A 22666-nucleotide genomic window follows, 5' to 3' on the forward strand; every position below is an offset into this window, starting at 1 on the left:
CTTGCATCCAATGGTCACGAGACTGGGGTGCCCCCGAGGACGTAGTTGAATTGCATGTCCCGGAACTCATCGTTGACTCAACTGAATCAAGTGACACCTCTTAAACAGATATGAAACTTGAGTTGAGTAAGCGCAGCATCTGCATTCCAGAGGGAAAATTAAGCTGGGTGCAGAAAATGGAATGGACAAATCCTATCAATGACAACTTCAGGCTCGCAGTCTTTGATGTCGCCACGGGAGATGAAGCCCAGACGACACATTCGTTTTCTGCGGTTCGATTTGTGAGTGGACCAGATGTTGGCAAGGTCATTATTTATACAAAGCAAGGCGGGAGGCCTTCCTACATGAGCGCGGACCTTGCTGCGAAGCTCGTGGCCGATGAAGCATGTGAAGGGCGTTGGCGATTCCGCCAGTGAAGCTCCAGTGCCCGGGACAGGACTCGAACCTGCACTTGTTGCCAAACCAGATCCTAAGTCTGGCGCGTCTACCAATTCCGCCACCCGGGCGAGGGGCTGCTGCGTGGGCATGATTCCGTGTCTGGGCAATCGCTGCAAATGATTTCATGTGAAGGGCTTGCAGTTAGGCAATTGAACGAGGTAAGCATGCGGCATGCCTTCGAGACCCAGCTTGCCATCATCATCAGCCTTTTGGATACTCTGTTCTGGTTATCGCGACGCAGGTGACTCGACTTTGGAAAAGATTCACTCTTCTGGTTATGTGGGGTTTGCTGTCATGCCCTGCGTTTTCCTATTCTTTCGCAGCATCGAACTGGCTCTCAAGGTTGTTCTGGTTCATCACAATGTCTCCGAGCATGAAATCACCCGCGTGCTGGGTCACAAAATCTCGGCGCTGCTTTCGCGTGTGGAGTCATTTACTGCTCTTAGTAGCATCGGGATTGGCTCAGAGGACAAGGTGCTTCTGGATCGCTTTTCGGACGATTATGCCTACAAGTCTTTCGAATACTCAGACGACTGGTGGCACAATCCTCATCTCGAAAGCCTTCAGAGTCTTGCCCATCGCGTAGGTGATGCTGTTCGCTTCTATGGGCGCGCTAAGCCGAGCGACATTAGTTAGCCAAATGAATTATCGGTGCGCAGCAGCCTGGAGGCGATCCAGCCGGTGAGGAGGACGGTGAGCAGCGGGGCGAGGCCGATTTTCAAGTTTGCGCCGATCCAGGGCAGCCAGCCGCCTGTGTGGGTGGTGAGGGCGCTGAAGTATTTCAAGCCGAAGACCCAGCCGCCGTGCAGGCCGATGCCGGCCCACAACGCGCCGGTCTGCAGGCGCACCTGCGCGAGTACCCAGCCGACGGCGAAGAGCGTGGCGAATTCGGCGAGGAGGAACTGCACGTTCCCGAAGCCGACGGCGATTTGCTTGAGCACGAGAAAACCGCTGCTCCAGGTGACGGCGGCATCGTCGATCTGCCAGCCCTCGGGGGGCTTGAGGAAGTGGACGAGGGCGAAGACAAACGTGCCGGCGATCAAGGCGGAGCGCGTGGACATGGTGCGGAGCAGCAGGCCGAGCAGCAGACCTCGGAAGAAAAACTCTTCGATGATGCTAGCGCCGAGCGCGGCGGTGATAGGCTCGCCGAATTTGAACCAGCGCGGCTGCGGATGGAGTTGATACGCGCCCATTTTGAAGAAAACGAAGCCAAGCACGAGGAGCAGGCCGCTGGCGAGTGCGAAGCCAAGCGCCCAGTGTTTGATGCCTGTGCTGATCGGCTTCCATGTCGGCAGCAGCGAGCGATCCAGCCGCACCCAGCGCAGGAAGGGCCAGATGAGCACGATGGCGCAAACGAGCACGGCGCGGTTGAAGTAGCGCGTGAAATGGGCGCGCTCGATTTCCTTCAGCAGCCAGGTGGCGAGGCCGGTGTCGCGCAACGAGGACGCGGAAAGCCAGGCGCGGCCTGCTTTGCCAAGATGAAACAGCGGCACGGCCAGCAGCGCACCGCCAATCATGACGGCGAGCAGGTACAACAGGAGTTTCGGCAGGGCAGAGGAACTGCCGGGGCTGGCGGCTTGCATGGGGGCGATACTAGCGCATCCTACACGCTCTCAATGACCAAAAACCAAATCCACGAATGGCACGAACGTCTGGAAGACGGCCGCAAGCAGTACATCCGTGCGTACTGGGATTCCCGCGAATGGCTGTTTCGGGTCGCGCACCCGGACGGTGAGATGTGGATGCCACTGGAGAACCCGGAACCGGAGCGATGGCTGGAGCTGCGTGATCTGCTGTTCCGCAAGTATCAGCGCAAGAAATTGCCGTGGAAGTATGTGGAGCAGCTCGACAAGAAGCTGGAAGGCATGGGGCTCAAGCCGGATGGCACCAAGTTGGGTGACGAATAAGGCCTCGTGGCGGCTTATTGGGCCGAGACGTTCGTTTTGATCTCCGCAGTGACTCCACCGCCGTGAGCCGCGCCGAAACGCATGCCGACATGAACTTCAGGAAAGCGGAAGCGACGGCCTGCGCGCGCCCCCCTTCTGCGTGATGCGAAACCGAGCACGGCAGCGATGATGGCACCGCAGGCGAGCGTGATGAGAATGGCGAGCGCGAAACGCTTTTCACGCCGCTGAATCCAGAGCGATTGCTTGAGCCGCACGCTCTCCATGACACGCAGCCGGTCGATCCATGAGCGGGTGGCGAGCGCGAGGCGCTCGTCGAGCGTGAGCTTGGCATCGGTGAGGATGCGGCGCGTGTCCTGCATGATCTCGACGAGTTCGGCGGATGGATAACGTTGCCAAAAATCGGGGGCGAAGGACATGGCGCTGCTGTTGCTGGCCCGATCATAGGCCATGAGCACGGCGGGGCGCTCCGCGCTCCATTCGCGACGCGTGATCTGAGCCTGACGCCGGACGGTGATGCCCGCCGGGGTGAAACTGGAGGCGGTGATCCAGGCGTCGCATTTCAAATCCTCACGGAACAGCTTCAGTTCATAGGCGAGCTGGCGGTGGGTTTCTTCAGTTAGCGCCCGGGTGTCGTCCTGGATGCCATCAGCGGGGGCGGCGGCATGAGCGATGCCCCCTGCAGCCCAAATCAGCCAGAAACCAGCCCATGCCGGGAGAAGCAGGCGTTGGTTGAGGCGGGAAACGGGTCGCATGGTCGGGACAGTCTGTCTCAGACCGGGCCTGTGGGCAACTTTTCGGGAAACTGCCTTTATATAATGCAAAATGATGAGGGACTGAGGTGGCTTGTGAAATTTTTCACAAAATCGCCTTGCCGCTCTTTGGGCAGCGTAGATAGATAGTCTTCACGCCCGAGACCAGACCCCTGCTTTTCATGCCCACCGTCACCCGAGAATACGAGGCCCCGGATACCGCCGCCAAGGCAGCCCGGCAGCTCGAAACCGTGGAGGAAGCCACGACGGACATCGTGGGGGAGAAATTGGTGCTCAACATGGGGCCCAGCCATCCGGCCACCCACGGGGTGCTGCGGTTGATCCTGGAGCTGGACGGCGAAATCATCACCAAAGCTGATCCAGACGTCGGCTTCCTGCATCGTGGTGACGAAAAGATCGCCGAGAACATGCACTACAACCAGTTCGTGCCTTACACGGACCGGCTGGATTATCTGGCGCCACTGGCGAACAACGTGGCGTACGCGCTCGCGGTTGAGAAACTCATGGGCTGGGAAGTTCCGGCACGTGGCCGGGCGATTCGTGTGATCTGCTGTGAACTGGCCCGCATCTCCGCGCATATGCTCGGTGTCGGAGTGTTTGCGATGGATGTCGGGGCGATGACGGTGTTCCTCTACACCTTCACCGAGCGCGAAAAGGTCTACAATCTTTGCGAGCAGCTCACAGGAGCGCGCTTTACCACCAGCTACACGCGTGTGGGCGGCCAGATCCGCGACCTGCCGAACGGCTTTGTCGGTGCGGTGAGGCAGTTCCTCGGCGAACTGGAACCTGTGATCGACGAGATCGACAAGCTGCTCTCCCGCAATCGCATCTTCATGGAGCGGACGCAGGACATCGGGGTGATTTCCAAAGAAGACGCCATCGGCTATGGCCTCACGGGTCCGAATCTGCGTGGTTCTGGCGTTGATCATGACATCCGCAAGGCGAAGCCTTATCTGGATTACGACAAGTACGAGTTTGATGTCCCGGTGGGAACGAAGGGGGACTGCTATGACCGCTACCTCGTGCGCATGGAGGAGATGAGGCAAAGCGTTCGCATCCTGAAACAGGTGTTCGCCAGTTTGCCTGAAGGTCCGATCAACGTGGCAGACGCCAAAGGGCTGCTGCCCAAGAAAGAAAAAGTGCTGATGAAGATGGAGGAGTTGATCCACCACTTCATTCTCGCCACCCAGGGCATTGATGCGCCCGCTGGAGAAGTTTATTTTGCCGCCGAGAACCCCAAGGGCGAGCTCGGCTTCTACATCAACAGCACTGGTGGCGGCGTGCCGCATCGTCTGAAAATTCGCGCTCCCTCCTTCCTGAACCTCAGCATCATTTCCAAACTGATTCCCGGCCACATGCTCAGCGACATTCCCGCCGTGCTGGGCAGCCTGGACTTCGTCATGGGCGAGTGTGACCGCTGATTTAACCCAACCTTTTCATCCGAGACACGCACGCATGGCCTTTGAAGTTCCAGCCGAGTTGGAAAAACGCATGGACGAGGCGATCTCGCATTATCCTGTCTCAAAACGCAGTGCTGTGCTGCCACTGCTACATCTGGTGCAGGAGCACTTTCGTTTCATCGGCGATGAGGCGGTGACCTGGGTGGCCGCCAAGCTGGGCTTGGAGCCGATTCAAGTGCTCGAAGTAGTGACTTTCTATCCGGGCTTCCGCCAAGCCGCTCCTGGCAAGTTTCACATCCGCGTCTGCCGCACGCTTTCGTGCGCGATGGCTGGCAGCTACGAACTGATGGATGCGCTCTGCAAGGCCGGGAACATGGACCGCTCCCACACTGACCATCACCATCCCATCGCAGTCAGCCCCGATGGCAAGTACAGCATCGAGTTTGCCGAATGTCTTGCGAGCTGCGGTTTTGGTCCCGTGTGCATGGTTGAGGACGACTTTTATGAGAAGGTCGATCCGGCGACAGCGGGGACGTTATTGGCAAAGTACGCCTGATCCCGGAAAACAAAAGCGCAGCGGTCATTCCCGCTGCGCTCAAGATTCGATTCAAAGCCGGCTGTTACTTCGATCTCCAGGACACCACATCGTCCTTCGTCTGGGGCACGAGATCCTTACCATAGCTATAAACGGCAACTTCCGTGGGCAGTTTTTGAGGAGGCGGGCTGGTCGGATTTTGCGCGATGGTGGGGTCGGAGCTGTTTAAATCGGGATTCATCACCTGTTTGTCGCCATTGGTGTCGAGCAGCACATAATAAGGCGACCCCCAAAGATCGACCAGTTTGTAAGGTGGCTGCTGGTTGACGAGACCAAATTTGCCGTTCTTGGCGATCGGGAGATCAATGAACTTGATGTCCTTGGGGTTGAGGCTGGTGGAACCTGAATCATCCGAGGAAGAAGTGCTCATCAACGCGCTGACGAGACCGGTATTCTCATCTGTGGGCAAGGCTTGAATATCCTCGCCGTCGGATGCGCTGCTGAGCATGCTGGAATTGACCGGATAACGGTTGTATTCGACCTGGTAGCTTGAAATGGCAATGCGCAGGTCTTTGATGACAGTCTGCACCTGCAGCTTTCGCGCATCTTCCATCATCTTCGATGCTTGAGACATCACCAGGCCGGCCAGGATGCCGATGATGGTGATCACCACCAGCAGTTCGATGAGTGTGAATCCCTGGCGCGCCGCAGGGTTGAAACGGGGTTTGATTTTCATATTCTTCGGTTGGGTGTGTGTTTGAAAAGGCAGGAGTCGACGCCTCTGAGCGAACGTCTCGGACTTCATGCGCTTCGATTAAATCGCTTTTGAATCTACGCGTCAATACTTGTCATGCGCATGCGAGAACTTCATGCGTTGTGGCACGGCGTGCATGGAATGCAGATGTGCAAAAGACCGCCAAGGCATGTTCATCGGCGCGGGCCTTCTGAACTTTTGATTGTCAACTAATGCTTGCATCATATGTTCAATCGCTATAAATCCGCGCCTCAATCCACACAGACACACACAACAACCACGATTCGCATCAGACGATCCGCAACATCTATGGCAAAGACAGCATCCAAGGGCAGCGCAGATAAAAAGAAGTACGTTTATTTTTTCGGAGCGGGAAAAGCAGACGGTGATGGTTCCATGAAGGCATTGCTGGGTGGCAAGGGTGCCAACCTCGCAGAGATGAGCCGCATTGGTCTTCCGGTGCCTCCCGGGTTCACCATCAGCACCGATGTGTGCACCTACTTTTATCAAAACAAGAAGACCTACCCTGCTGCTCTCCAGACGCAGATGGAAAACGCCGTCAAGGGCATGGAGAAAATCATGGGTTACAAGTTTGGAGATGCCAAAGGTTTCCCGCTGCTTGTTGCTGTTCGCTCCGGTGCGCGTGATTCGATGCCCGGCATGATGGACACGATCCTCAATCTGGGCCTGAACGACCAGACGGTTCTTTCGCTCGTCGCCGCCACCAACAACGAACGCTTTGCCTGGGACTGCTACCGCCGTTTCGTCCAGATGTACGGCGACGTGGTGCTCGGCGTGCAGAAACTCGAAGGCGAAGATCATGAGCCGTTTGAAACGGTCATCGAGAAGTTCAAGCACGAAACATATCACAAGGACATCATCGACAGCGATCTTACCGCCGCCGACCAGCAGGAACTGGTGAAGCGCTTCAAGGCGCTCGTCAAAGAGCGTACCGGCAAAGTGTTCCCCTCCGACCCATGGGAACAGCTCCGTGGTGCCGCCGGTGCCGTCTTTGGAAGCTGGATGAATGACCGCGCGATCGTTTACCGCCGCAAATACAACATCCCGGCTGAATGGGGCACGGCTGTGAACGTGCAGGCGATGGTCTTCGGCAACACAGGCAACACCTCCGGTTCCGGCGTGGCCTTCACGCGCAACCCGGCCAACGGTGTCAACGAATTCTACGGTGAGTTCCTCATCAATGCCCAGGGTGAGGATGTCGTCGCCGGGGTGCGCACACCTGAGCCCGTCATTCAACTCGCGAAGGAGATGCCAAAATCCTACGCGGAGTTGCTCCTGGTTCGTCAGAAGCTCGAGAAGCACTTCAAGGATGTGCAGGACGTTGAGTTCACCATTCAGGAAGGCAAGCTGTTCATGCTGCAGACCCGCAATGGCAAACGCACCGCCGCTGCCGCGCTGAAGTTCTCCATGGACATGGTGAAGGAAAAGCTCATCGACTGGGAAACCGCCATCCTGCGCAATCCTGCCGATCAACTCGACCAGTTGCTGGCCCCGATCTTTGATGTCGCCGACGTCAAGAGGGCGAAAGCCATTGCCTCCGGTCTGCCCGCCGGCCCGGGTGCCGCCTCCGGCAAAATTTACCTCAATGCGGATCGTGCCGTCATCGCCGAGCAAAATGGCGAAAAGGTGCTTCTCGTCCGCAACGAGACCAGCCCTGAGGATCTTCGCGGCATGATTGCTGCTGAAGGCATTCTGACTGCTCGTGGTGGTGTCTCCTCACACGCGGCCCTCGTTGCCCGCCAGATGGGCAAAGTCTGCATCTGTGGTGCTGCCGCCCTCGAAATCGACTACGACAAGAAAACCGTCACAGTTGCCGGACAAACCTTCAAGGAGGGTGATTTCCTCTCCATCGATGGCACCAGTGGCATCGTTTATGGCGGACAGCTCAAGACTGCGCCGTCTGAAATCATCACCGGCATGATCCATGGTGATAAAGCGGCCCAAGCCACCGAGAAGTTCAAGAGCTTCCAGCAGTTGATGGTATGGTGTGGCAAAGCCACGCGCCTTCAGGTGCGCACGAATGCCGACAATCCAGAACAGACTCAGAACGCCATCGCGTTCGGCGCGCAGGGCATTGGCCTTACCCGCACAGAGCACATGTTCTTCGAAGGAGACCGTATCGACGCTGTGCGTGAAATGATTCTGGCCGACAACGTGGCGGACCGCAAAAAAGCGCTCGCGAAGCTGCTTCCATACCAGCGTGAAGATTTCACTGGCATCTTTACCGCGCTCAAAGGACTGCCCGCCACCATTCGTCTGCTTGACCCGCCGCTTCACGAGTTTGTTCCTCATGAAGAAAAGGCGCAGGCCGAGCTGGCGAAGAAAATGGGCGTCTCGGTTGAGAAAGTCGCCGCACGTGTCCAAGCCCTTCACGAGTTCAACCCGATGCTTGGTCATCGTGGCTGCCGCCTGGGCATCGCTTATCCCGAGATCACCGAAATGCAGGCTCGCGCCATCTTTGAAGCCGCCGCAGATGTGGCGAAGAAGAAGATCAAGGTGAAGCCCGAGGTGATGATTCCGCTCGTCGGCTTCAAGAAAGAACTCGACCTTCAGGTCGAAATCGTGCATAAAGTGGCAAAAGAAGTGATGAGCGAGAAAAAAGTGAAGCTCGATTATCTGGTCGGCACCATGATTGAGGTGCCGCGTGGAGCACTCACGGCTGATGAGATCGCCGAGACGGCGGAGTTCTTCAGCTTCGGCACCAACGACCTCACTCAAACAGCGCTCGGCATCAGCCGTGATGACATGGGCAGCTTCCTGATGCCCTACACCGAGAACGAAATCTTCAAGAAGAACCCCTTTGCCACGCTGGATCAGACCGGTGTCGGACAGCTCATCCAGATCGCCATTGAAAAAGGCCGCAAGACCAAGCCTGACATCAAGCTCGGCATCTGCGGCGAGCACGGTGGTGATCCTGACAGCGTCAAATTCTGCCACCGTGTGGGTCTCACATATGTGAGTTGCAGTCCTTTCCGAGTTCCCGTCGCACGCCTTGCCGCCGCGCAGGCTGCGATTGAAGAAAAACGCGCCGCCGCCAAGGCCGCCGCAGGAAAAAATGTCCGTGGAGGCAAGCCTGCCTCTGCGGCAAAACAAAACAACGCAACCAACAACAAACAGAGGATAAACACCATGGCTAAGAAAGCTGCAAAGAAAGCCGCCAAGAAGGCTCCCGCCAAGAAAGCCGCCAAAAAGGCCGCCAAGAAGAAGAAGTAACGCGTTGACCTCCTTGTGAGGTCAATGTGGCGGAGCAATTCGCCATCAAAAGCCCTGTGGGGATCACTCCTCACAGGGCTTTCTGGTTTAAAGCGCCTCCCCTCGCAGGGACACCGCATTTCAGTCGCTGCACATGGGCGGGAAATCCTGAGCCGCCCGAACGGACCCTACCGCCGTACATTCTCATCATAGATGGAACCCGGAGGTGGTTGTGAGAGGTAGGTGCCACCTGCGGAGATCGCATCATTTCGAGTGGCTTGGGCATTGCCGAACTGCTCGTTGACGGCACGGATGCTGCCCATCCCGGCGGACCCGCTCTGTCCAGTGACCTGCCCAAAATTTTGATTTGAGGGACGATAGAATGATTCCCCCTGCGTGGATCCCGGATTGAGTGCCACCGGCGCGTCTGGTGTGGGCACCCCGTCCGCCTTGCGTTCGGACTCGGCGAGGAAATGTTTATTCCATGCGGCGTCGTTCACTTGCTCGGCGACCTTGGCGTCGAGTTTGCCTTTTCGTTCTTCATACTCCGCCTTGCTGATAGCACCGCTGGCACGCTGTCGTTCGATGGCATCATACTCGCCTTGGTATCTGGCATGGACCACCTTTTCATAGGCGGTCAGTTCCGCGAGAGTCGGCGTACTGTCCATCGTGGACGAGGCACAGGAGGCGAGCAGTCCGGAGAGCATGGCTGCTGCTAGAATGGTTGAAACGATCTTCATGGCTGTAGATTATGACAACAGTCGCCCCTTTTCAATTCAAAGACCGTTGCATCCTGCGCCCTCCCTCCCACCCTATGACAGACATCGCCGCCGTTTTGGACCCCTATGCATCATCTTTACGAAGCCGAAGGCGAACGCCAGCTTAGCATGATTGCACCCGAGGAATGGCACCAACGCTGGATCGGCAGTTCTCGTCTCAATACTGACAGACGCTGGCAGATTAAAAAAACCGTCTCCAGCTTCAACATCCGTAATCAGGGGCACCCCATCGTCACAAGCTGATGCAAACCACTTTCTCAGACATCGGCATGCGTCTCGCGGGCCCCAGTGGCATCCAGGAGCTCATGGATGACTGCGGGGCCGCGCTCACCACACATCCAGACATGCGCATGCTCGGCGGGGGCCAGCCTGCGGCGATTCCCCAGGTGCAGCAGCTCTGGCGCGAACGCATGCAAGCGATGCTCGACGACGGCAGCATCGACCGCACGCTGCTCAACTACGACCCGCCCGGCGGCAATCCCATCTTCCGCGAAGCCTTCGCCGCCTTCCTTCAGCGTGAATGCGGTTGGAATGTCACGCAGGAGAACATCGCCGTGATGCCCAGCAGTCAGAGCGCGTTCTTTCTGCTGTTCAATCTCCTCGCAGGCCAGACCGGCTCTTCCAAACGCCGCATTCTCTTTCCGCTGCTGCCCGAATACATCGGTTACGCCAATCAGTCACTCACCGAAGGCCAGTTCACCGCCTGCCTGCCGCGCATCGTTGAAACCGCGCCGCACGAAATCAAATACCACGTCGATTTCGATCGCCTGCGCATCACGCCAGACGTCGCCGCCATGTGCGTGAGCTGTCCCACGAATCCCACCGGCAATGTCCTCACCCAAAACGAGTTCGACAGCCTCCATGCTCTCAGCGAAGCGCACGGGATCCCGCTCATCCTCGACAACGCCTACGGCCACCCGTTCCCCGGCGTCATCCACAACGGCTTCCAGCCGAAGTGGCAGCCCGGAATGATCTTCAGTATCAGCATGAGCAAGGTTGGCCTCCCCGGTGTGCGCACCGCCATGATCGTTGCCGATCCGCACATCGTGAAGGCTTTGTCGAACATGAACGCCATCGTCTCCCTCGCGAATGGCAATCTCGGTCAGGCGCTCCTCATGCCGCTGCTCAAAGACGACACGCTCATCAAGCTCGGCCCCGAAATCATCCGCCCCTTCTACCGCGATCGCTCCGACTTCGCCAAATCTGTTCTCGCCAACGCACTCGGTGACCGCGTCCCTTGGGCTTTGCATGCGCAGGAAGGCGCCTTCTTCCTCTGGCTTTGGATCAACGGTCTGCCCATCACCGCCGCCGAGCTGTATCGGCGGCTCAAAGAGCGCAAAGTGCTCGTCATCCCCGGCCACTACTTCGCCTACGGTATCGACCAAGAGTGGCGTCATCCGCACGAATGTCTGCGCCTTACCTACTCGCAGCCGCAGCACATCGTCCGCGAAGGCCTTGAAATCATCGCCGATGAAATCATCCGCAGCTTCTGAGCCGTTCTCGGCTTTCATGGCCCGGGCACTGTTCGATCCCGAACGCGGCTACTACACGCGCCATATTCGCACCGTCGGCAGAAGCGGCGATTTTGCCACATCCTCCACGCTCTCGCCTAGCCTCGGCAGCGCTATCGCGGCCTGGTTCAAATCCGAATCGCGAATTCAGCCGCACATCCGCCACATCATCGAAATCGGAGCAGGTGATGGATCACTCATGGCCTCCTTTCGCCAATCCCTCGGTTGGTGGAAACGTCGCCCCTACACCTTCCACATCGTCGAAACCTCGACCGTGCTCCGCGAACAGCAGCAGAAGCGTCTTGGAGGCAAAATCCACTGGCACAACGATCTCGAATCCGCTCTCGACCAAGCTCAGGGTCACGCCTTCATCTACCACAACGAGTTGCTCGACGCCTTTCCCGCCACGCTCGTGCAGTGGAACGCTGCGGAACAGCGCTGGCTCGAAGTCTGGGTGCCCGAAGCCCTTCATCAGCACCATCTCGACGCAGCGTTCTTCAGCGTCCTTCGTCATGCCACATTCAAAGACGGGCAGCGTTGTGAATTCCACCCCAGCATCAGAAACTGGCTTCGCCGCTGGACGCCGCATTGGAAAAGCGGAGCCATGCTCACCATCGACTACGGTGATGATTTCCCCCGTCTCTACCATCGTCGGCCACACGGCACGCTGCGTGCTTATCTCCTCCATCAAAGACTCACCGGAACCGATATCTATGCCAATCCCGGCCGCCAGGACATCACCGCCGACATCAACTTCACCGACTACGCCGCCTGGCTGCGCGAACTCGGCCTCGAACAAGCCTCCCGGCAAACCCTCGCCGAATTTCTCCGCCCACACGCGCCCCCAGCACAGCTCCTCGACCCTGACGGTGCCGGAAGCGCTTTCAAATGCCTCGTGCATCGCCGCCTGGCATGCGCATCATGATTCAACCGCATGAATTCCGCCACCGACCGCCCCGGCACGCTTGAGAAAGCGCTCAAGATCAATCTCGCACACACCATCTACGGCACCTTCGCCGAGATCGGTGCCGGACAGGAGATCGCCAACTGGTTCTTCCGTGCCGGTGGAGCCTCAGGCACCGTCGCCAAGACCATGTCCGCCTACGACATGATCATCAGCGACGAGATCTACGGCAAATGCAGCCGTTACGTCTCGCGCAAGCGCATGTGCGACATGTTGGAGCACGAATACCCGATGCTCATCCAGCGGTTGAACGCGAAGCGTTGCACCACCACCACCTTCTTCACGCTCGCCGACACCGTGCGCGCAAAGTCCTATCGTGACACCAAAGAAGAGTGCCATGGCTGGATCGGCCTCCGCTTTCAAACCGTACCCGGCGGTCCCAGCAACGACATTCAGATGCATGTGCGGCTCCTGGATGACTCGAACGCGCGTCAGTCCGATGCGCTCGGCAAACTTGGCGTCAATCTCCTCTACGCCGCCTTCCATCTGCGCGATGACCTGCCCGCCTTCCTCCAAAGCCTGCTCGATGACCTCACCCGCAAACGCGTCGAGATCGACATGATCGACTTCAGTGGCCCCGCCTTTACCGCGCATGAGTATCAGGACCGCCTCGTCGCGTTGAAACTCGTGCGCCTCGGCCTGGCTGATGCCGCCTTGTTCGGTGCCAACGGCGAAATCTGGCAGGCCTCCGATGTCCTGTGGAAAAAACCCGTCTTCCTCAAACGCGGCAGCTTCGATCCTATCACCAAGCTCAATCTCGACATGATCGAGCGCGGCCAAGCCGCCTTTCAGGCCGACTTCGGCGATGAAGCCCGCGACAACATCGAGATCCTCGAGATCACCATGCACAACCTCCTCGCCAGTGGAGCGGAAGTGCCGGACAGCGATTTCCTCGCTCGTGCCGACATCCTTCAGGCGCTCGGCAAAAACGTGCTCATCTCCAAATACCCCGAATTTCACCGCGTCAGCAGCTACCTCGCCCGCCACACGCAGTGCCCCATCGGCATCGTGCTCGGCCTGCCCTTGTTCCAAGAATTGTTCAACGAACGCTGGTGTACCGACCTCGAAGGCGGCCTGCTCGAAGCCTTTGGCCGCCTCTTCAAAAACCAGGTTCGCGTTTATGTCTATCCCATGGGCAATCCCATGACCGGCCAGATCCTTGGTGTGAACGACGCCCGCGTCACCCCCGAGCAGAAGCATCTCCTGCGCTATCTCATCCAAACCCAATGCGTGCGCCCGTTGGAAGAGCCCAATCACGACTTCCTGTTCCATACCAGCGCCGAAGTCCGCAACATGATCCACTCACGCGATTCCCAGTGGCAATCCCTCGTCCCCGACATCGTCCTCAAGCAAGGTCCGTGGAAGGAAATTGCAGAGCCCGCGATGTAACGGCTTCGTTCTTGACGATTTGCATGCTCTGCGGCCAAGCTGCCCGCATGGAAGACACCCTCGCCAGCGATCTCGACCTGATCACGATCACGCAACTTAGGCAGGTCGCGAATCAAACGCCGCAGCCTTACCGGCTGCACTTGCAGATCGAATCGCGCCTGGAGAAGACCACGAGTTCCGGCAGCCCGTTTTTCGAGGTCAAACTCGTCGATGGCGGCGATTCATTCGTCTGGCGCGTTTTTGACAATAACCCGCTGTTTCACGAAGCGGCCAAACTCACGCGCAACACCTTCATCCAGCTCGCCGGGCAGTGGGTGGACGGCAAGTACGGCCTCGAACCACGTCAGGTGCAATTGCGGCCGCTTTCGGGGGACGAAACAAGCACCTTGCTGCTCGGCGATCCTGATCTCGCCACACGCCAACAGGCGGATTACGCCGACATCGTGGCCTTCATCGAGTCCATTCGCGATCCACGGTTGCTGAAGCTCTGCTCGGCGTTTCTGGAGCGTCACGGAGAGCGTTTCCGCCGCACCGGTGCTGCGCGCCGGAACCACCACGCACGCCGTGGTGGCTTGGTGGAGCATGTGGCGCAAATGATGCGCTGTGCGATGGCGATTGCGGGGGTTTATCCGAACTTGAATCGCGATTTGATGATCGCTGGCGTGTTGTTTCACGATTGCGGCAAGCTTTGGGAGAATGCGTATGCCGAATCCGGCTTCACCATGCCCTACAACCTCACCGCCGAGATGCTCGGCCACATTCCGCTCGGTCTGGAGCTGGTGAACAAGATGTGGCGGGACATGCTGGACACACCAGCGGCGGCGGAATGGACCACGCTCGAACCCGCGTCCGAAACTGTGCGTCTGCACCTGTTGCACCTCATCGCCGCGCATCACGGAACCCATGAGTTCGGCTCCCCTGTGCTTCCCAAGACGCCCGAGGCGATTGCGCTGCATCACGTCGATAACATCGACGCCAAGCTCGAAATGTTCCGCCGTGCCTATGAAGGCGGCAAAGAACTGGCCCCCGGCATCATCGAGAAATTTGTGCCGTGGCCCGTGAACATCATCGCGCCGCTGCCACCGGTGCATCTGCCGATGCCGGAGTGAAATCGCCGGCTCGGATGAGTGAATGAAGTGATCCAGGAGGGGCCATATCTATTTTCTTCCACCCCTTCGGGAAGGTTTCTTCGCTTTTAATTGCTCCCTCGCCTTCTTCGGCAAAGCATCGAGTACGAGCTGATACGAATGCTCGACCAACTCGCGCACGAGCTTCGGTGGCAGGCTGCCATCGAGCACGACGGTGTTCCAGTGGCGCTTGTTCATGTGCCAGCCGGGTTTGATGGCCTTGTGTTCGTCGCGCAGTTCGATGGCGCGTTCGGGATCGCACTTGAGATTGATGCGTGCGGGATAATCCTCCGGCACGGTGACGGCAAACATCTTGCCGCCGACTTTGTACACCAGCGCCTCGGGTCCAAAGGGCGTCGTTTCCTCCGCGCCGGGCAGACTGAGGCAATGGGCGATGACATCGGGCAGGTCCATGATGCGATGACCTAACATCCGCCCTGCCTTCCGATCAACAGTCTTGCCCCAACTTCGCCGTTCCGATAGTCTCGCGCCATGAATGCCAAATTGAGCCGCCGGTCGTTTCTTCGTTCCACCGCATCATTGGCGGCTCTCACCGCAGCGCCGCGACCGTTGTTTGCCGCACCTGCAGCACCGGAGTCGGTCGTGAAGCTGCTCTATGAATCCCTGAAGCCGGAGCAGAGGAAGGAAGTCTGCTTTGCGTGGGATTATGTGGACCCAAAGCGCGGCCTGCTGCGCACGCGCCTGGAAAACAACTGGCGCATCACCAAGCCGGCGATCAAGAGCGAGTTCTTCACCGCTGATCAGCAGGCGATGATCCGTACCATCTTCGAGGGCATCACGGCACCCGAATGGCACGAACGTTTCGACAAGCAGCTCGATGACGACATCGGCGGCTTCGGCAACAAGCAGGGCATCGCGATCTTCGGCGAACCGGGCAGCGGCAAGTTTGAGTTCGTGCTAAGCAGCCGGCACATGACGCTGCGTTGTGATGGCGACAGCTCCGAGCATGTGGCCTTTGGCGGCCCGATTCTCTATGCGCACGAAGGCGATGCGCTCTACGAGAAACCGAATCACCCGCACAACGTCTTCTGGCATCAGGCACTGGAGGCCAACAAGCTCTACCATGTGCTCGACGCGAAGCATCAGGCGCTCGCGCTCGTCACGCAGGGTATGCCGACCGAGGAACTCGTGGGATTCAAAGGCAAGGACGGCGGATTCCCCGGCTGTCCCGTGTCCGAGTTCGCTGCTGATCAGAAAGCGGAACTCCAGCGCATCCTCAACCACCTGCTGGAGCCGTTTCGCAAATCAGACCAAGACGAGGCGATGAAATGCCTCACCGCGCAGGGTGGACTCGATCATTGCAGTCTCGCGTTTTACAAAGAGGGCGATCTCGGCGACGACGGTGTTTATGACAACTGGCGCATCGAAGGCCCGTCATTCGTCTGGTACTTCCGCGGTCGCCCACACGTGCATGTGTGGGTGAATGTGGCCGATGATGCGTCGGTGAAGCTAAACTCGTATCAGAACTCCATCATGTGAGAACTGCGAGCCTCATTCGGCCTGTCCCCAGACTCGCGGTGTTTTGAAATCCGCGGCCTTTGGCGCGCTTTTCGGCGGAACTGCCTGCGCGGCCAGTTCGTTTAGCTTCGCGCGTAGTTCAGCGGCTTTTTCGGTATTTGAAGATGCAAGGTTCGTCTTCTCGTGCGGATCGGTGGCAAGATTGAAGAGTTCCACGTTCGCAGCTTTGACTGCGGTTTTCTTTTTACCCTTCTTCGCCTTCGCTTCGCCGCCTTCTTCGCTGTCGGTGATGTTGCCGCCCATCACGAGTTTCCAGTCGCCCATGCGGATGGCACCGTTGTTCGGTGTGGTGTTCAGCAGGATGAACTCGTGCGGTGAAGCCGCCCCTTGCGTGATCGCCGGCCAGGCATCACGACCATCGAGCGGGAGTTTTTGTTCCAGCGATGCGCCGGCGAGTTTCAGCAGCGTGGGATACCAGTCCACCATGTGCAGCGCGGCGGTGACCTTGCTTTCGGGTTTGATCACACCGTCCCAGGTCGCGAAGGCCACGACGCGTGTGCCACCTTCGTAAAGCGTGCCTTTGCCGACACGCAGCGGGCCGTTGTCGGTGATCTGGCCGGGGCTGGGGCCGCCGTTGTCGCTGGAAAAGATGAAGAGCGTGTTCTTGCGCAGGCCTGCCTCATCAATCGCCGCCACGATCTGCCCCACGGCCTCGTCCATCGCGGCGAGCATGCCCGCGTATTTCTGGCGGTTGCCTTTGAGCTGAGCATACGGCTTCAAATACTCGTCCGGCACCTGATAAGGGCCATGCACAGCATTGAAGGGCACATAGAGAAACAGCGGCTTCTTCGCATCGCGTTCACGAATCAACCGCACCGATTCCTTCGCGATGAGATGGGTCGAGTAGCCCTCGTCGCGATTCTCCTTGTCATCGCGATGCCAGTCGAAGCCGTCGTCGCGGATGTGCGTGAAGTAATCGAGCGCACCGTTGTAGTGGCCGTATTGATGATCAAAGCCGCGCTGCGTTGGCAGATAATCCGGCTTGAAGGTGCCGAGATGCCATTTGCCAACGATGGCGGTTTGATAACCAGCCTCCTTCAGCGCTTGTGGCAGCGTACGCTCTTCCAATGGCAACCCGTACTCTGCCCAGGGCCGCACCACGCCGACTTGCAAGCCGTGGCGCATCGGGTAACGCCCGGTCATCAACGCCGCACGCGTCGGTGAGCACACGGGCTGCACGTAGAATTGATCGAGAATCGCACCCGCCTTCGCGAGTTTGTCGAGATGCGGCGTTTGAATGTCCTTCCCGCCCATGAAACCGCAGTCCGCACGTCCGAGATCGTCCGCGAGCAGGAAGACGATGTTGGGTCGCCCCGCATCAGAGGCAAAGGCGGAGGCGGCGAATAAAAGCGAGAGCAGCACGGTTTTCATGGCCGCGCTGAAACGATCAGGACATCACCCGACTTGCGATTAACTCACACCAGCATCAGCGCCGGATTTTCCAGCAGCTTGCGCATTTCGGCGAGGAAGGTGGCCGCGACGGCACCATCGACGACACGGTGATCGCCGCTGAGGCCGACCCACATGCGCTGACCGGCGACGACCTGGCCTTTGTCATTCACGACGGCGGCCTTGCGGATGCTGCCGATGGCCACAATCGCGGCCTGAGGCGGATTGATGATGGCGGCGAACTGGTCGATGCCATACGCGCCGAGATTGGAGACAGTGATGGTGCCGCCAGCGAAGTCGTCGGGGCTGAGTTTTTTGTTCTTGGCCTTGCCGGCGAGGTCTTTGACGCTCTGGCTGATTTCGAGCAGCGTTTTCTTCTCCGCCTGCTTGATGACGGGCGTGACGAGACCATCGTCGATGGCGATGGCGACGCTGAGTCCGACGGATTTGAATTTCACGATGGCATCGCCATCCCAAGCGGCATTGATGGCGGGCTGGGCTTGCGCGGCACGCACGACGGCCTTGAGGATGAAATCGTTGACGGTGTACTTCACGCCGCCGGTTTTTTCATTGGCGGCGTTGAGGTGTGCACGGAACTCCATGAGCGGCGCGGCATCGACTTCCATCTGGAGGTAGAAATGCGGGATCTGCGTCTTCGACGCGAGCAGGCGCTCGGCGATGATGTTGCGCATGCTGCTGGTGGGCACGCGTTCGTCATCGGGGCCGATGACGGGGCGAATCGCCGGTGTGGCAGCAACACGAGCGCTGGAACCGCCGGCTGGTGCGTTCTCCACGTCTTCGCGGACGATGCGTCCGCCAGGGCCGGTGCCGATGAGGGCGTTGAGATCGATACCGCGTTCAGCGGCGATTTTTTTGGCAAGCGGGGAGGCTTTGACGCGAAGGTTGGCGTTTCCAGACGCAGCGCGGCTCTTGTGCTGCGGCGCAAGAGGCAGGCGCGGACCTACGCTGGCGGCCTTGGTGGCGGAAGCGGCGGGTTTTTTCTCCGCAGCGGGTGCTGGAGCCGCGGCGGCCTGGGCTTTGGCGATGAGTTCGTCGAGGTTGGCTGGTGCAGATTCGTCTTCTTCGAGAATGACGGCGAGCGGCGCACCAAGCGGAACTTTGCCGCCGGGCAGCGCGATGAACTTGTGCAGCACGCCTTCAAACGGGCTGGCGTATTCCATGGTGGCCTTGTCGGTCTCGATGTCGGCGATGGCTTTGCCGACGGTGACTTTGTCCCCTTCCTTGACGGTCCATTTGGCGAGGGTGCCCTCGGTCATGGTGTCACTGAGCTTGGGCATTTCGATGAATTTGGGCATGGCGAAATCAGGATTGAAAGTTGGAAGTGCGAAGGAGGCGGATCAGAGAATGCTCAAGGCTTTGGCGACGACGACATCGGCCGTCGGAATCTGCAGTGCTTCGAGCGGCGGACTGTAGATGGCGGGCGAATCGAGACTGCACACGCGCTGCACGGGGGCGTCGAGTTCGTCGAAGATGCGCTCCTGAATCATGTAGGCGATCTGGGCACCGATGCCGCAGTAGGGCTTGTTTTCTTCGACGTAGATGGCGCGGTGCGTTTTCGCGACGGATTCGAGGATGGTGTCTTCATCCAGCGGGCGGATGCTGCGGAGATCAACGACTTCGGCGCTGATGCCGTGTTCTTCTTCGAGGATGCGTGCGGCTTCGAGGCAAGTGATGACGGCGCGACCGTGGGCGATGAGGGAGATGTCGGTGCCTTCGCGTTTCACGTCGGCGAGGCCGAGTGGCACAAAGAGTTCGCCACCGGGGAGTTCGTCATTGGAAGGCACATCCCACTCGGCACCATAGAGGATGGTGCTCTCCATGAACATGACGGGGTCATTGTCGCGGATGGAGGCTTTCATGAGGCCCTTGGCATCGTAAGCGTTGCTGGGGCAGACGCATTTCATGCCGGGGAAGCTGGCCATGATGTTTTCCGGCGTGTGGCTGTGCGTGGCACCGACGCTGGTGCCGCCGTTGGCCGGGCCGCGGATGACGATGGGGACGTTGATCTTGCCGCCGCTCATGTAGCGGACCATCGCGCCGTTGTTCACGATTTGGTCCCAAGCAACGGTGTAGAAGCTCCAGAACATCAGTTCCATCACCGGGCGCACGCCGAGCATGGAGGCACCGATGCCCATGCCGATGAAGCCGGCCTCGCTGATGGGGGTGTCCACGAGGCGTTTGTCACCCCACTTGTCCCAGAGGCCCTGGGTGACTTTGTAAGCGCCGTTGTACTGGGCGACTTCCTCCCCCATGACCACGACCATGGGGTCGCGGGCGATTTCTTCATCGAGGGCTTCACGGATGGCGTCGCGGTAGGTGATTCGGCGGGGCATGGCAGATTTTGAGGGGGCAGTAAGTCGGGGAAGGTGGGGGCGGTGTCAAGCGGGGGGCTCGGGACGGGGAAACAGGAGCAGAAAGCGGGAAAAATGCCGTGTTCAGGCCTATTTTGTTAGGAAATATTGATATTTTTTGGAAATGATGTTGACGCGGCCCTCAAACTTTAGTTGAACGGAGGCTGCAAATTCAATGCCTGTGCCACTTTCGCCCAGTTCATCCCCCCTTTCTGGCCGTAAACTTGCTCAAAAAAGACGAGCGAAGTCCGGATCGTCTGATATTATGACGACCCCCTGCGTCATGGCCGGGGGCAAAGACTTTGCGCTTTGCATCGTATTACCCACCTAGAACGCTCAATATGGAACTCGACGGAGGCATTAAGATTTACCTGCGTGAGATCGGCAAGACTGACTTGCTGACTCCCGACCAGGAGGTCGAGCTTGCCGAACGCATCAAACGTGGCGACCCCGAAGCCCGTTCGCACATGATTCGTGCGAACCTCCGCCTCGTGGTGAAGATCGCCCAAGATTACGCCAACTACGGCCTACCACTTCTCGACCTCATTTCCGAAGGTAACATCGGCCTGATGAAGGCCGTGGAACGCTTCGACCCGAACAAGGGTGGCAAGCTTTCAACCTACGCCGCCTGGTGGATCAAACAATCCATCAAGCGCGCCCTCGCCAACCAGTCCAAGACCATCCGCCTTCCTGTCCACATGGTGGACAAGATCAGCAAGATGCGTCGTGTGGCCATGGCGATGTCCGAAGAACTCGGCCGCGAACCCACTGACGACGAACTCTCCGAAGAAATCGGCATTGATCGTGCCAAACTGAGCCAGCTCAAGGTCGCCTCCATGCGCCCTGCCTCGCTCGACGCCCCGATCAGCGACGACGACAGCACCGAGTTCGGCGAAATCGTCGGCGATGAAAACGCACAGACGCCGTTCGACCTGCTCTCGCATAAGAACATGCACAGCCAGCTCGATGGCCTGCTGACTGTTCTCGACGAACGCGAACGCAAGATCATCGACGCCCGTTTCGGCCTCGCCGGCCAGAAGCCGCGCACGCTCGAAGAAGTCGGCCAGGAATTCGGCGTGACGCGCGAACGTATTCGTCAGCTTCAAAACATCGCGCTGCGCAAGCTGCGCCGTGCCCTTCAGAAAAAGGAAGACCCGATTCCGAAGGCGTTGCGCAATGCCGGTGGCAAGAAGAAGCGCAAAAAAGCCGCCGCCGAAGCTGTCGAGGATTAAAAATCCCATCAATTACGAAGCCGGAGTCTTGCGACTCCGGCTTTTTTATTGAGCTGCGGCAGGCGCTGGCAACGCAAAGTAGCCCTGTTCCTGCGGAACAGGGAGTCCTTGTTGCACCGCAACAAGGCTACTTTGCCACCGGCAGAAACTGCACCGCATCTGCAATGACCACCTTGTCCGGCTCTGTGCCTTCGTTCGACACCCGCACCCAACCGGCACGGCCTGCTTCAAATCGAAACGTGCCAAGTGTGCGGAACAGCCGCCCATGCTCCGGCTCCTGCTGCTGATTAATCACCACCTTCGTATCGCCATCAGCATGATGGATGGTCACCGGAGTCTTCGTGGAGCGTCTCACGTTGTAACAATGTGCGAGGCGAACCTCATACCAGCCTGCTTTTGGCAACTCCGGTGTGAAGGTCACGTACTTCGCCCCTTTGCCCGCTTTCATGTCATGCAGGTAACCCAGCCCGACATACGGCGGCGTGTGCGTGGAATACTGCCACTCGCCCACCAGCTGCGCCGCCGTTTCATCCACCACAATGCCCGGCAGCGAAGCCGGATCAGTCACAATGAACTTCACCATCTCCGGCCGGTCCACTTCGCCCGGTCGATGGATGTTTGGAACGGCTTTGGGATGCGGCTTGAGCACCTCGGAGGCCATATGTTGAGTGGTGGAGCGAACTGAGCCGTCTTCGTTGTAGTGAGTCCAAGTCCCTACTTGCTCGCCATTGAGATAACGGCCTTGATACATGATGCGGCCTGATGGGAAATAACCGGCGTTTTCTCCAAATACACCAGAAGGTCCGTAGTGCTGGACGTACGCCGTCTTTCCGTTGGAGTGAAAGGCGGTGAAATCTCCCTCATACTTGCCACTGACGTAGTGGATTTCGTGGCTTCTTTGACCGTTAACGAAATAGGTGGTCCAGACACCGGTAAATCCCGACTTTGGTGCAACCCAGATGTGACGCAAGCGCTCCACAAGGCTCGCCTTGAAGACAGTCTCGATAGCACCCGAGCGTAGGAACGTGCAGGACATCTGCCACAAATCGTCAAGGCGGTAAGATTCGTTCGATGATTGACCGCTTCCGTTGCCTTCCTCAGCTGTTGCGTTGAATGGGGCAAGAAGCTCAAGAACTTTTTCTTTTGTGATGCCGGGCCGCATTTTAGCGAGCAGTGGCTCCCAGCGGGTGCGCGCAGGCGGTTTATAGCTCTCTCTCAGAATTTTCGCTGCATCGTCCCTGACTTGCTGGGAAGACGAGCCAAGGTCGTCTCGTGGTGAGGCAGCTACAACTTGTGTCACGATACAGAGCAGAAAGGACAACAGAATTTGAGGGTTCATGAGGGTAT

The 22666-nt window shown here is 58.5% G+C and carries 22 protein-coding genes and 1 tRNA gene; 13 read left to right on the forward strand and 10 right to left on the reverse strand.

The window, feature by feature from the left end; genetic code table 11:
- Positions 1–110 precede the first annotated feature (110 nt).
- Positions 111–416 carry a hypothetical protein gene (locus tag U1A53_RS06065; protein ID WP_322279643.1) on the forward strand — a complete coding sequence of 102 codons (306 nt, stop codon included), beginning with the start codon at positions 111–113 and terminating at the stop codon, positions 414–416.
- Positions 417–424: 8 nt separating this feature from the next.
- Here the strand turns inward: U1A53_RS06065 and U1A53_RS06070 are convergent.
- A tRNA-Leu gene (locus U1A53_RS06070) sits at positions 425–506 on the reverse strand.
- 103 nt (positions 507–609) lie between these two features.
- Between U1A53_RS06070 and U1A53_RS06075 the strand changes: the two genes are divergently transcribed.
- Positions 610–1074 carry a hypothetical protein gene (locus U1A53_RS06075; RefSeq protein WP_322279644.1) on the forward strand — a complete coding sequence of 155 codons (465 nt, stop codon included), beginning with the start codon at positions 610–612 and terminating at the stop codon, positions 1072–1074.
- Here U1A53_RS06075 and U1A53_RS06080 read toward each other — a convergent pair.
- Positions 1071–2021 carry a CPBP family glutamic-type intramembrane protease gene (locus U1A53_RS06080; protein ID WP_322279645.1) on the reverse strand — a complete coding sequence of 317 codons (951 nt, stop codon included), beginning with the start codon at positions 2019–2021 and terminating at the stop codon, positions 1071–1073. The genes U1A53_RS06075 and U1A53_RS06080 overlap by 4 nt on opposite strands.
- A 33-nt stretch (positions 2022–2054) precedes the next feature.
- Between U1A53_RS06080 and U1A53_RS06085 the strand changes: the two genes are divergently transcribed.
- The gene (locus U1A53_RS06085) at positions 2055–2345 is read left to right on the forward strand and encodes a hypothetical protein (RefSeq protein ID WP_322279646.1); all 291 of its coding nucleotides are present in this window, start codon (positions 2055–2057) and stop codon (positions 2343–2345) included.
- A 14-nt stretch (positions 2346–2359) separates the two neighbouring features.
- On the opposite strand, the gene U1A53_RS06090 is transcribed toward U1A53_RS06085, so the two are convergent.
- Complete coding sequence (locus U1A53_RS06090) at positions 2360–3097, reverse strand: hypothetical protein (RefSeq protein ID WP_322279648.1); 738 nt, start codon at positions 3095–3097, stop codon at positions 2360–2362.
- 179 nt (positions 3098–3276) lie between these two features.
- Here U1A53_RS06090 and nuoD point away from each other — a divergent pair, with 179 nt between their 5' ends.
- Complete coding sequence (nuoD, locus tag U1A53_RS06095) at positions 3277–4536, forward strand: NADH dehydrogenase (quinone) subunit D (protein WP_322279649.1); 1260 nt, start codon at positions 3277–3279, stop codon at positions 4534–4536.
- A gap of 34 nt (positions 4537–4570) precedes the next feature.
- Complete coding sequence (locus tag U1A53_RS06100; RefSeq protein ID WP_322279650.1) at positions 4571–5071, forward strand: NAD(P)H-dependent oxidoreductase subunit E; 501 nt, start codon at positions 4571–4573, stop codon at positions 5069–5071.
- 64 nt (positions 5072–5135) lie between these two features.
- Here the strand turns inward: U1A53_RS06100 and U1A53_RS06105 are convergent, their stop codons facing one another.
- Positions 5136–5855: a type II secretion system protein gene (locus U1A53_RS06105; RefSeq protein WP_322279651.1), complete on the reverse strand. Its 720-nt coding sequence runs from the start codon at positions 5853–5855 to the stop codon at positions 5136–5138.
- Between the two features lie 258 nt (positions 5856–6113).
- Here U1A53_RS06105 and ppdK point away from each other — a divergent pair, with 258 nt between their 5' ends.
- Positions 6114–9038 (forward strand): pyruvate, phosphate dikinase, encoded by a 2925-nt coding sequence (gene ppdK, locus U1A53_RS06110; RefSeq protein ID WP_322279652.1) that lies wholly within the window; start codon positions 6114–6116, stop codon positions 9036–9038.
- Positions 9039–9205: 167 nt separating this feature from the next.
- On the opposite strand, the gene U1A53_RS06115 is transcribed toward ppdK, so the two are convergent.
- Positions 9206–9757 carry an SHOCT domain-containing protein gene (locus U1A53_RS06115; RefSeq protein ID WP_322279653.1) on the reverse strand — a complete coding sequence of 184 codons (552 nt, stop codon included), beginning with the start codon at positions 9755–9757 and terminating at the stop codon, positions 9206–9208.
- 105 nt (positions 9758–9862) lie between these two features.
- Between U1A53_RS06115 and U1A53_RS06120 the strand changes: the two genes are divergently transcribed.
- From U1A53_RS06120 to U1A53_RS06140, 5 genes are read left to right on the forward strand one after another with little or no spacing between them, the layout of a single operon-like run.
- Complete coding sequence (locus U1A53_RS06120; RefSeq protein WP_322279654.1) at positions 9863–10039, forward strand: DUF2452 domain-containing protein; 177 nt, start codon at positions 9863–9865, stop codon at positions 10037–10039.
- Positions 10039–11289 carry a valine--pyruvate transaminase gene (locus U1A53_RS06125; RefSeq protein ID WP_322279655.1) on the forward strand — a complete coding sequence of 417 codons (1251 nt, stop codon included), beginning with the start codon at positions 10039–10041 and terminating at the stop codon, positions 11287–11289. Before U1A53_RS06120 ends, U1A53_RS06125 begins: the two co-directional genes overlap by 1 nt.
- A gap of 16 nt (positions 11290–11305) precedes the next feature.
- Complete coding sequence (locus U1A53_RS06130) at positions 11306–12232, forward strand: SAM-dependent methyltransferase (RefSeq protein ID WP_322279656.1); 927 nt, start codon at positions 11306–11308, stop codon at positions 12230–12232.
- A 9-nt stretch (positions 12233–12241) separates the two neighbouring features.
- Positions 12242–13660, forward strand: a complete 1419-nt coding sequence (locus U1A53_RS06135) for a TonB-dependent receptor (RefSeq protein ID WP_322279658.1) — start codon at positions 12242–12244, stop codon at positions 13658–13660.
- 47 nt (positions 13661–13707) lie between these two features.
- Entirely contained in the window at positions 13708–14769 is a 1062-nt protein-coding gene (locus U1A53_RS06140) for an HD domain-containing protein (RefSeq protein ID WP_322279660.1), read from the forward strand.
- 48 nt (positions 14770–14817) lie between these two features.
- On the opposite strand, the gene U1A53_RS06145 is transcribed toward U1A53_RS06140, so the two are convergent.
- Positions 14818–15201: an MmcQ/YjbR family DNA-binding protein gene (locus U1A53_RS06145; RefSeq protein WP_322279661.1), complete on the reverse strand. Its 384-nt coding sequence runs from the start codon at positions 15199–15201 to the stop codon at positions 14818–14820.
- 78 nt (positions 15202–15279) lie between these two features.
- Here U1A53_RS06145 and U1A53_RS06150 point away from each other — a divergent pair, with 78 nt between their 5' ends.
- Positions 15280–16287, forward strand: a complete 1008-nt coding sequence (locus tag U1A53_RS06150; protein ID WP_322279662.1) for a DUF3500 domain-containing protein — start codon at positions 15280–15282, stop codon at positions 16285–16287.
- Between the two features lie 12 nt (positions 16288–16299).
- Here U1A53_RS06150 and U1A53_RS06155 read toward each other — a convergent pair whose 3' ends face one another.
- Genes U1A53_RS06155 through U1A53_RS06165 form a run of 3 tightly spaced genes read right to left on the reverse strand, consistent with a single transcriptional unit; the run spans position 16300 to position 20069 of the window.
- A complete protein-coding gene (locus U1A53_RS06155) occupies positions 16300–17697 on the reverse strand; it encodes an arylsulfatase (protein WP_322279663.1) in 1398 nt (465 codons plus the stop codon).
- A gap of 44 nt (positions 17698–17741) precedes the next feature.
- The gene (locus U1A53_RS06160; RefSeq protein ID WP_322279664.1) at positions 17742–19031 is read right to left on the reverse strand and encodes a pyruvate dehydrogenase complex dihydrolipoamide acetyltransferase; all 1290 of its coding nucleotides are present in this window, start codon (positions 19029–19031) and stop codon (positions 17742–17744) included.
- Between the two features lie 42 nt (positions 19032–19073).
- Positions 19074–20069: an alpha-ketoacid dehydrogenase subunit beta gene (locus U1A53_RS06165; protein ID WP_322279666.1), complete on the reverse strand. Its 996-nt coding sequence runs from the start codon at positions 20067–20069 to the stop codon at positions 19074–19076.
- A 359-nt stretch (positions 20070–20428) separates the two neighbouring features.
- On the opposite strand from U1A53_RS06165, the gene U1A53_RS06170 reads away from it, so the two are divergent.
- Positions 20429–21319 carry an RNA polymerase sigma factor RpoD/SigA gene (locus U1A53_RS06170; RefSeq protein WP_322279668.1) on the forward strand — a complete coding sequence of 297 codons (891 nt, stop codon included), beginning with the start codon at positions 20429–20431 and terminating at the stop codon, positions 21317–21319.
- Positions 21320–21446: 127 nt separating this feature from the next.
- On the opposite strand, the gene U1A53_RS06175 is transcribed toward U1A53_RS06170, so the two are convergent.
- On the reverse strand, positions 21447–22658 hold the full coding sequence (locus tag U1A53_RS06175) for a hypothetical protein (RefSeq protein ID WP_322279669.1): 1212 nt from the start codon (positions 22656–22658) through the stop codon (positions 21447–21449).
- Positions 22659–22666: the final 8 nt, after the last annotated feature.

This window comes from Prosthecobacter sp., assembly GCF_034366625.1.
GTDB lineage: Bacteria > Verrucomicrobiota > Verrucomicrobiia > Verrucomicrobiales > Verrucomicrobiaceae > Prosthecobacter.

Bases quoted from the DNA above. Each gene is read 5' to 3' on its own strand.
- U1A53_RS06155 (WP_322279663.1), bottom strand. From the start codon at position 17,697: ATGAAAACCGTGCTGCTCTCGCTTTTATTCGCCGCCTCCGCCTTTGCC.
- nuoD (WP_322279649.1), top strand. From the start codon at position 3,277: ATGCCCACCGTCACCCGAGAATACGAGGCCCCGGATACCGCCGCCAAG.
- U1A53_RS06145 (WP_322279661.1), bottom strand. From the start codon at position 15,201: ATGGACCTGCCCGATGTCATCGCCCATTGCCTCAGTCTGCCCGGCGCG.
- U1A53_RS06170 (WP_322279668.1), top strand. From the start codon at position 20,429: ATGGAACTCGACGGAGGCATTAAGATTTACCTGCGTGAGATCGGCAAG.
- U1A53_RS06125 (WP_322279655.1), top strand. From the start codon at position 10,039: ATGCAAACCACTTTCTCAGACATCGGCATGCGTCTCGCGGGCCCCAGT.
- U1A53_RS06090 (WP_322279648.1), bottom strand. From the start codon at position 3,097: ATGCGACCCGTTTCCCGCCTCAACCAACGCCTGCTTCTCCCGGCATGG.
- U1A53_RS06175 (WP_322279669.1), bottom strand. From the start codon at position 22,658: ATGAACCCTCAAATTCTGTTGTCCTTTCTGCTCTGTATCGTGACACAA.
- ppdK (WP_322279652.1), top strand. From the start codon at position 6,114: ATGGCAAAGACAGCATCCAAGGGCAGCGCAGATAAAAAGAAGTACGTT.
- U1A53_RS06100 (WP_322279650.1), top strand. From the start codon at position 4,571: ATGGCCTTTGAAGTTCCAGCCGAGTTGGAAAAACGCATGGACGAGGCG.
- U1A53_RS06115 (WP_322279653.1), bottom strand. From the start codon at position 9,757: ATGAAGATCGTTTCAACCATTCTAGCAGCAGCCATGCTCTCCGGACTG.
- U1A53_RS06075 (WP_322279644.1), top strand. From the start codon at position 610: ATGCCTTCGAGACCCAGCTTGCCATCATCATCAGCCTTTTGGATACTC.
- U1A53_RS06065 (WP_322279643.1), top strand. From the start codon at position 111: ATGAAACTTGAGTTGAGTAAGCGCAGCATCTGCATTCCAGAGGGAAAA.
- U1A53_RS06080 (WP_322279645.1), bottom strand. From the start codon at position 2,021: ATGCAAGCCGCCAGCCCCGGCAGTTCCTCTGCCCTGCCGAAACTCCTG.
- U1A53_RS06135 (WP_322279658.1), top strand. From the start codon at position 12,242: ATGAATTCCGCCACCGACCGCCCCGGCACGCTTGAGAAAGCGCTCAAG.
- U1A53_RS06165 (WP_322279666.1), bottom strand. From the start codon at position 20,069: ATGCCCCGCCGAATCACCTACCGCGACGCCATCCGTGAAGCCCTCGAT.
- U1A53_RS06130 (WP_322279656.1), top strand. From the start codon at position 11,306: ATGGCCCGGGCACTGTTCGATCCCGAACGCGGCTACTACACGCGCCAT.
- U1A53_RS06160 (WP_322279664.1), bottom strand. From the start codon at position 19,031: ATGCCCAAATTCATCGAAATGCCCAAGCTCAGTGACACCATGACCGAG.
- U1A53_RS06120 (WP_322279654.1), top strand. From the start codon at position 9,863: ATGCATCATCTTTACGAAGCCGAAGGCGAACGCCAGCTTAGCATGATT.
- U1A53_RS06085 (WP_322279646.1), top strand. From the start codon at position 2,055: ATGACCAAAAACCAAATCCACGAATGGCACGAACGTCTGGAAGACGGC.
- U1A53_RS06105 (WP_322279651.1), bottom strand. From the start codon at position 5,855: ATGAAGTCCGAGACGTTCGCTCAGAGGCGTCGACTCCTGCCTTTTCAA.
- U1A53_RS06140 (WP_322279660.1), top strand. From the start codon at position 13,708: ATGGAAGACACCCTCGCCAGCGATCTCGACCTGATCACGATCACGCAA.
- U1A53_RS06150 (WP_322279662.1), top strand. From the start codon at position 15,280: ATGAATGCCAAATTGAGCCGCCGGTCGTTTCTTCGTTCCACCGCATCA.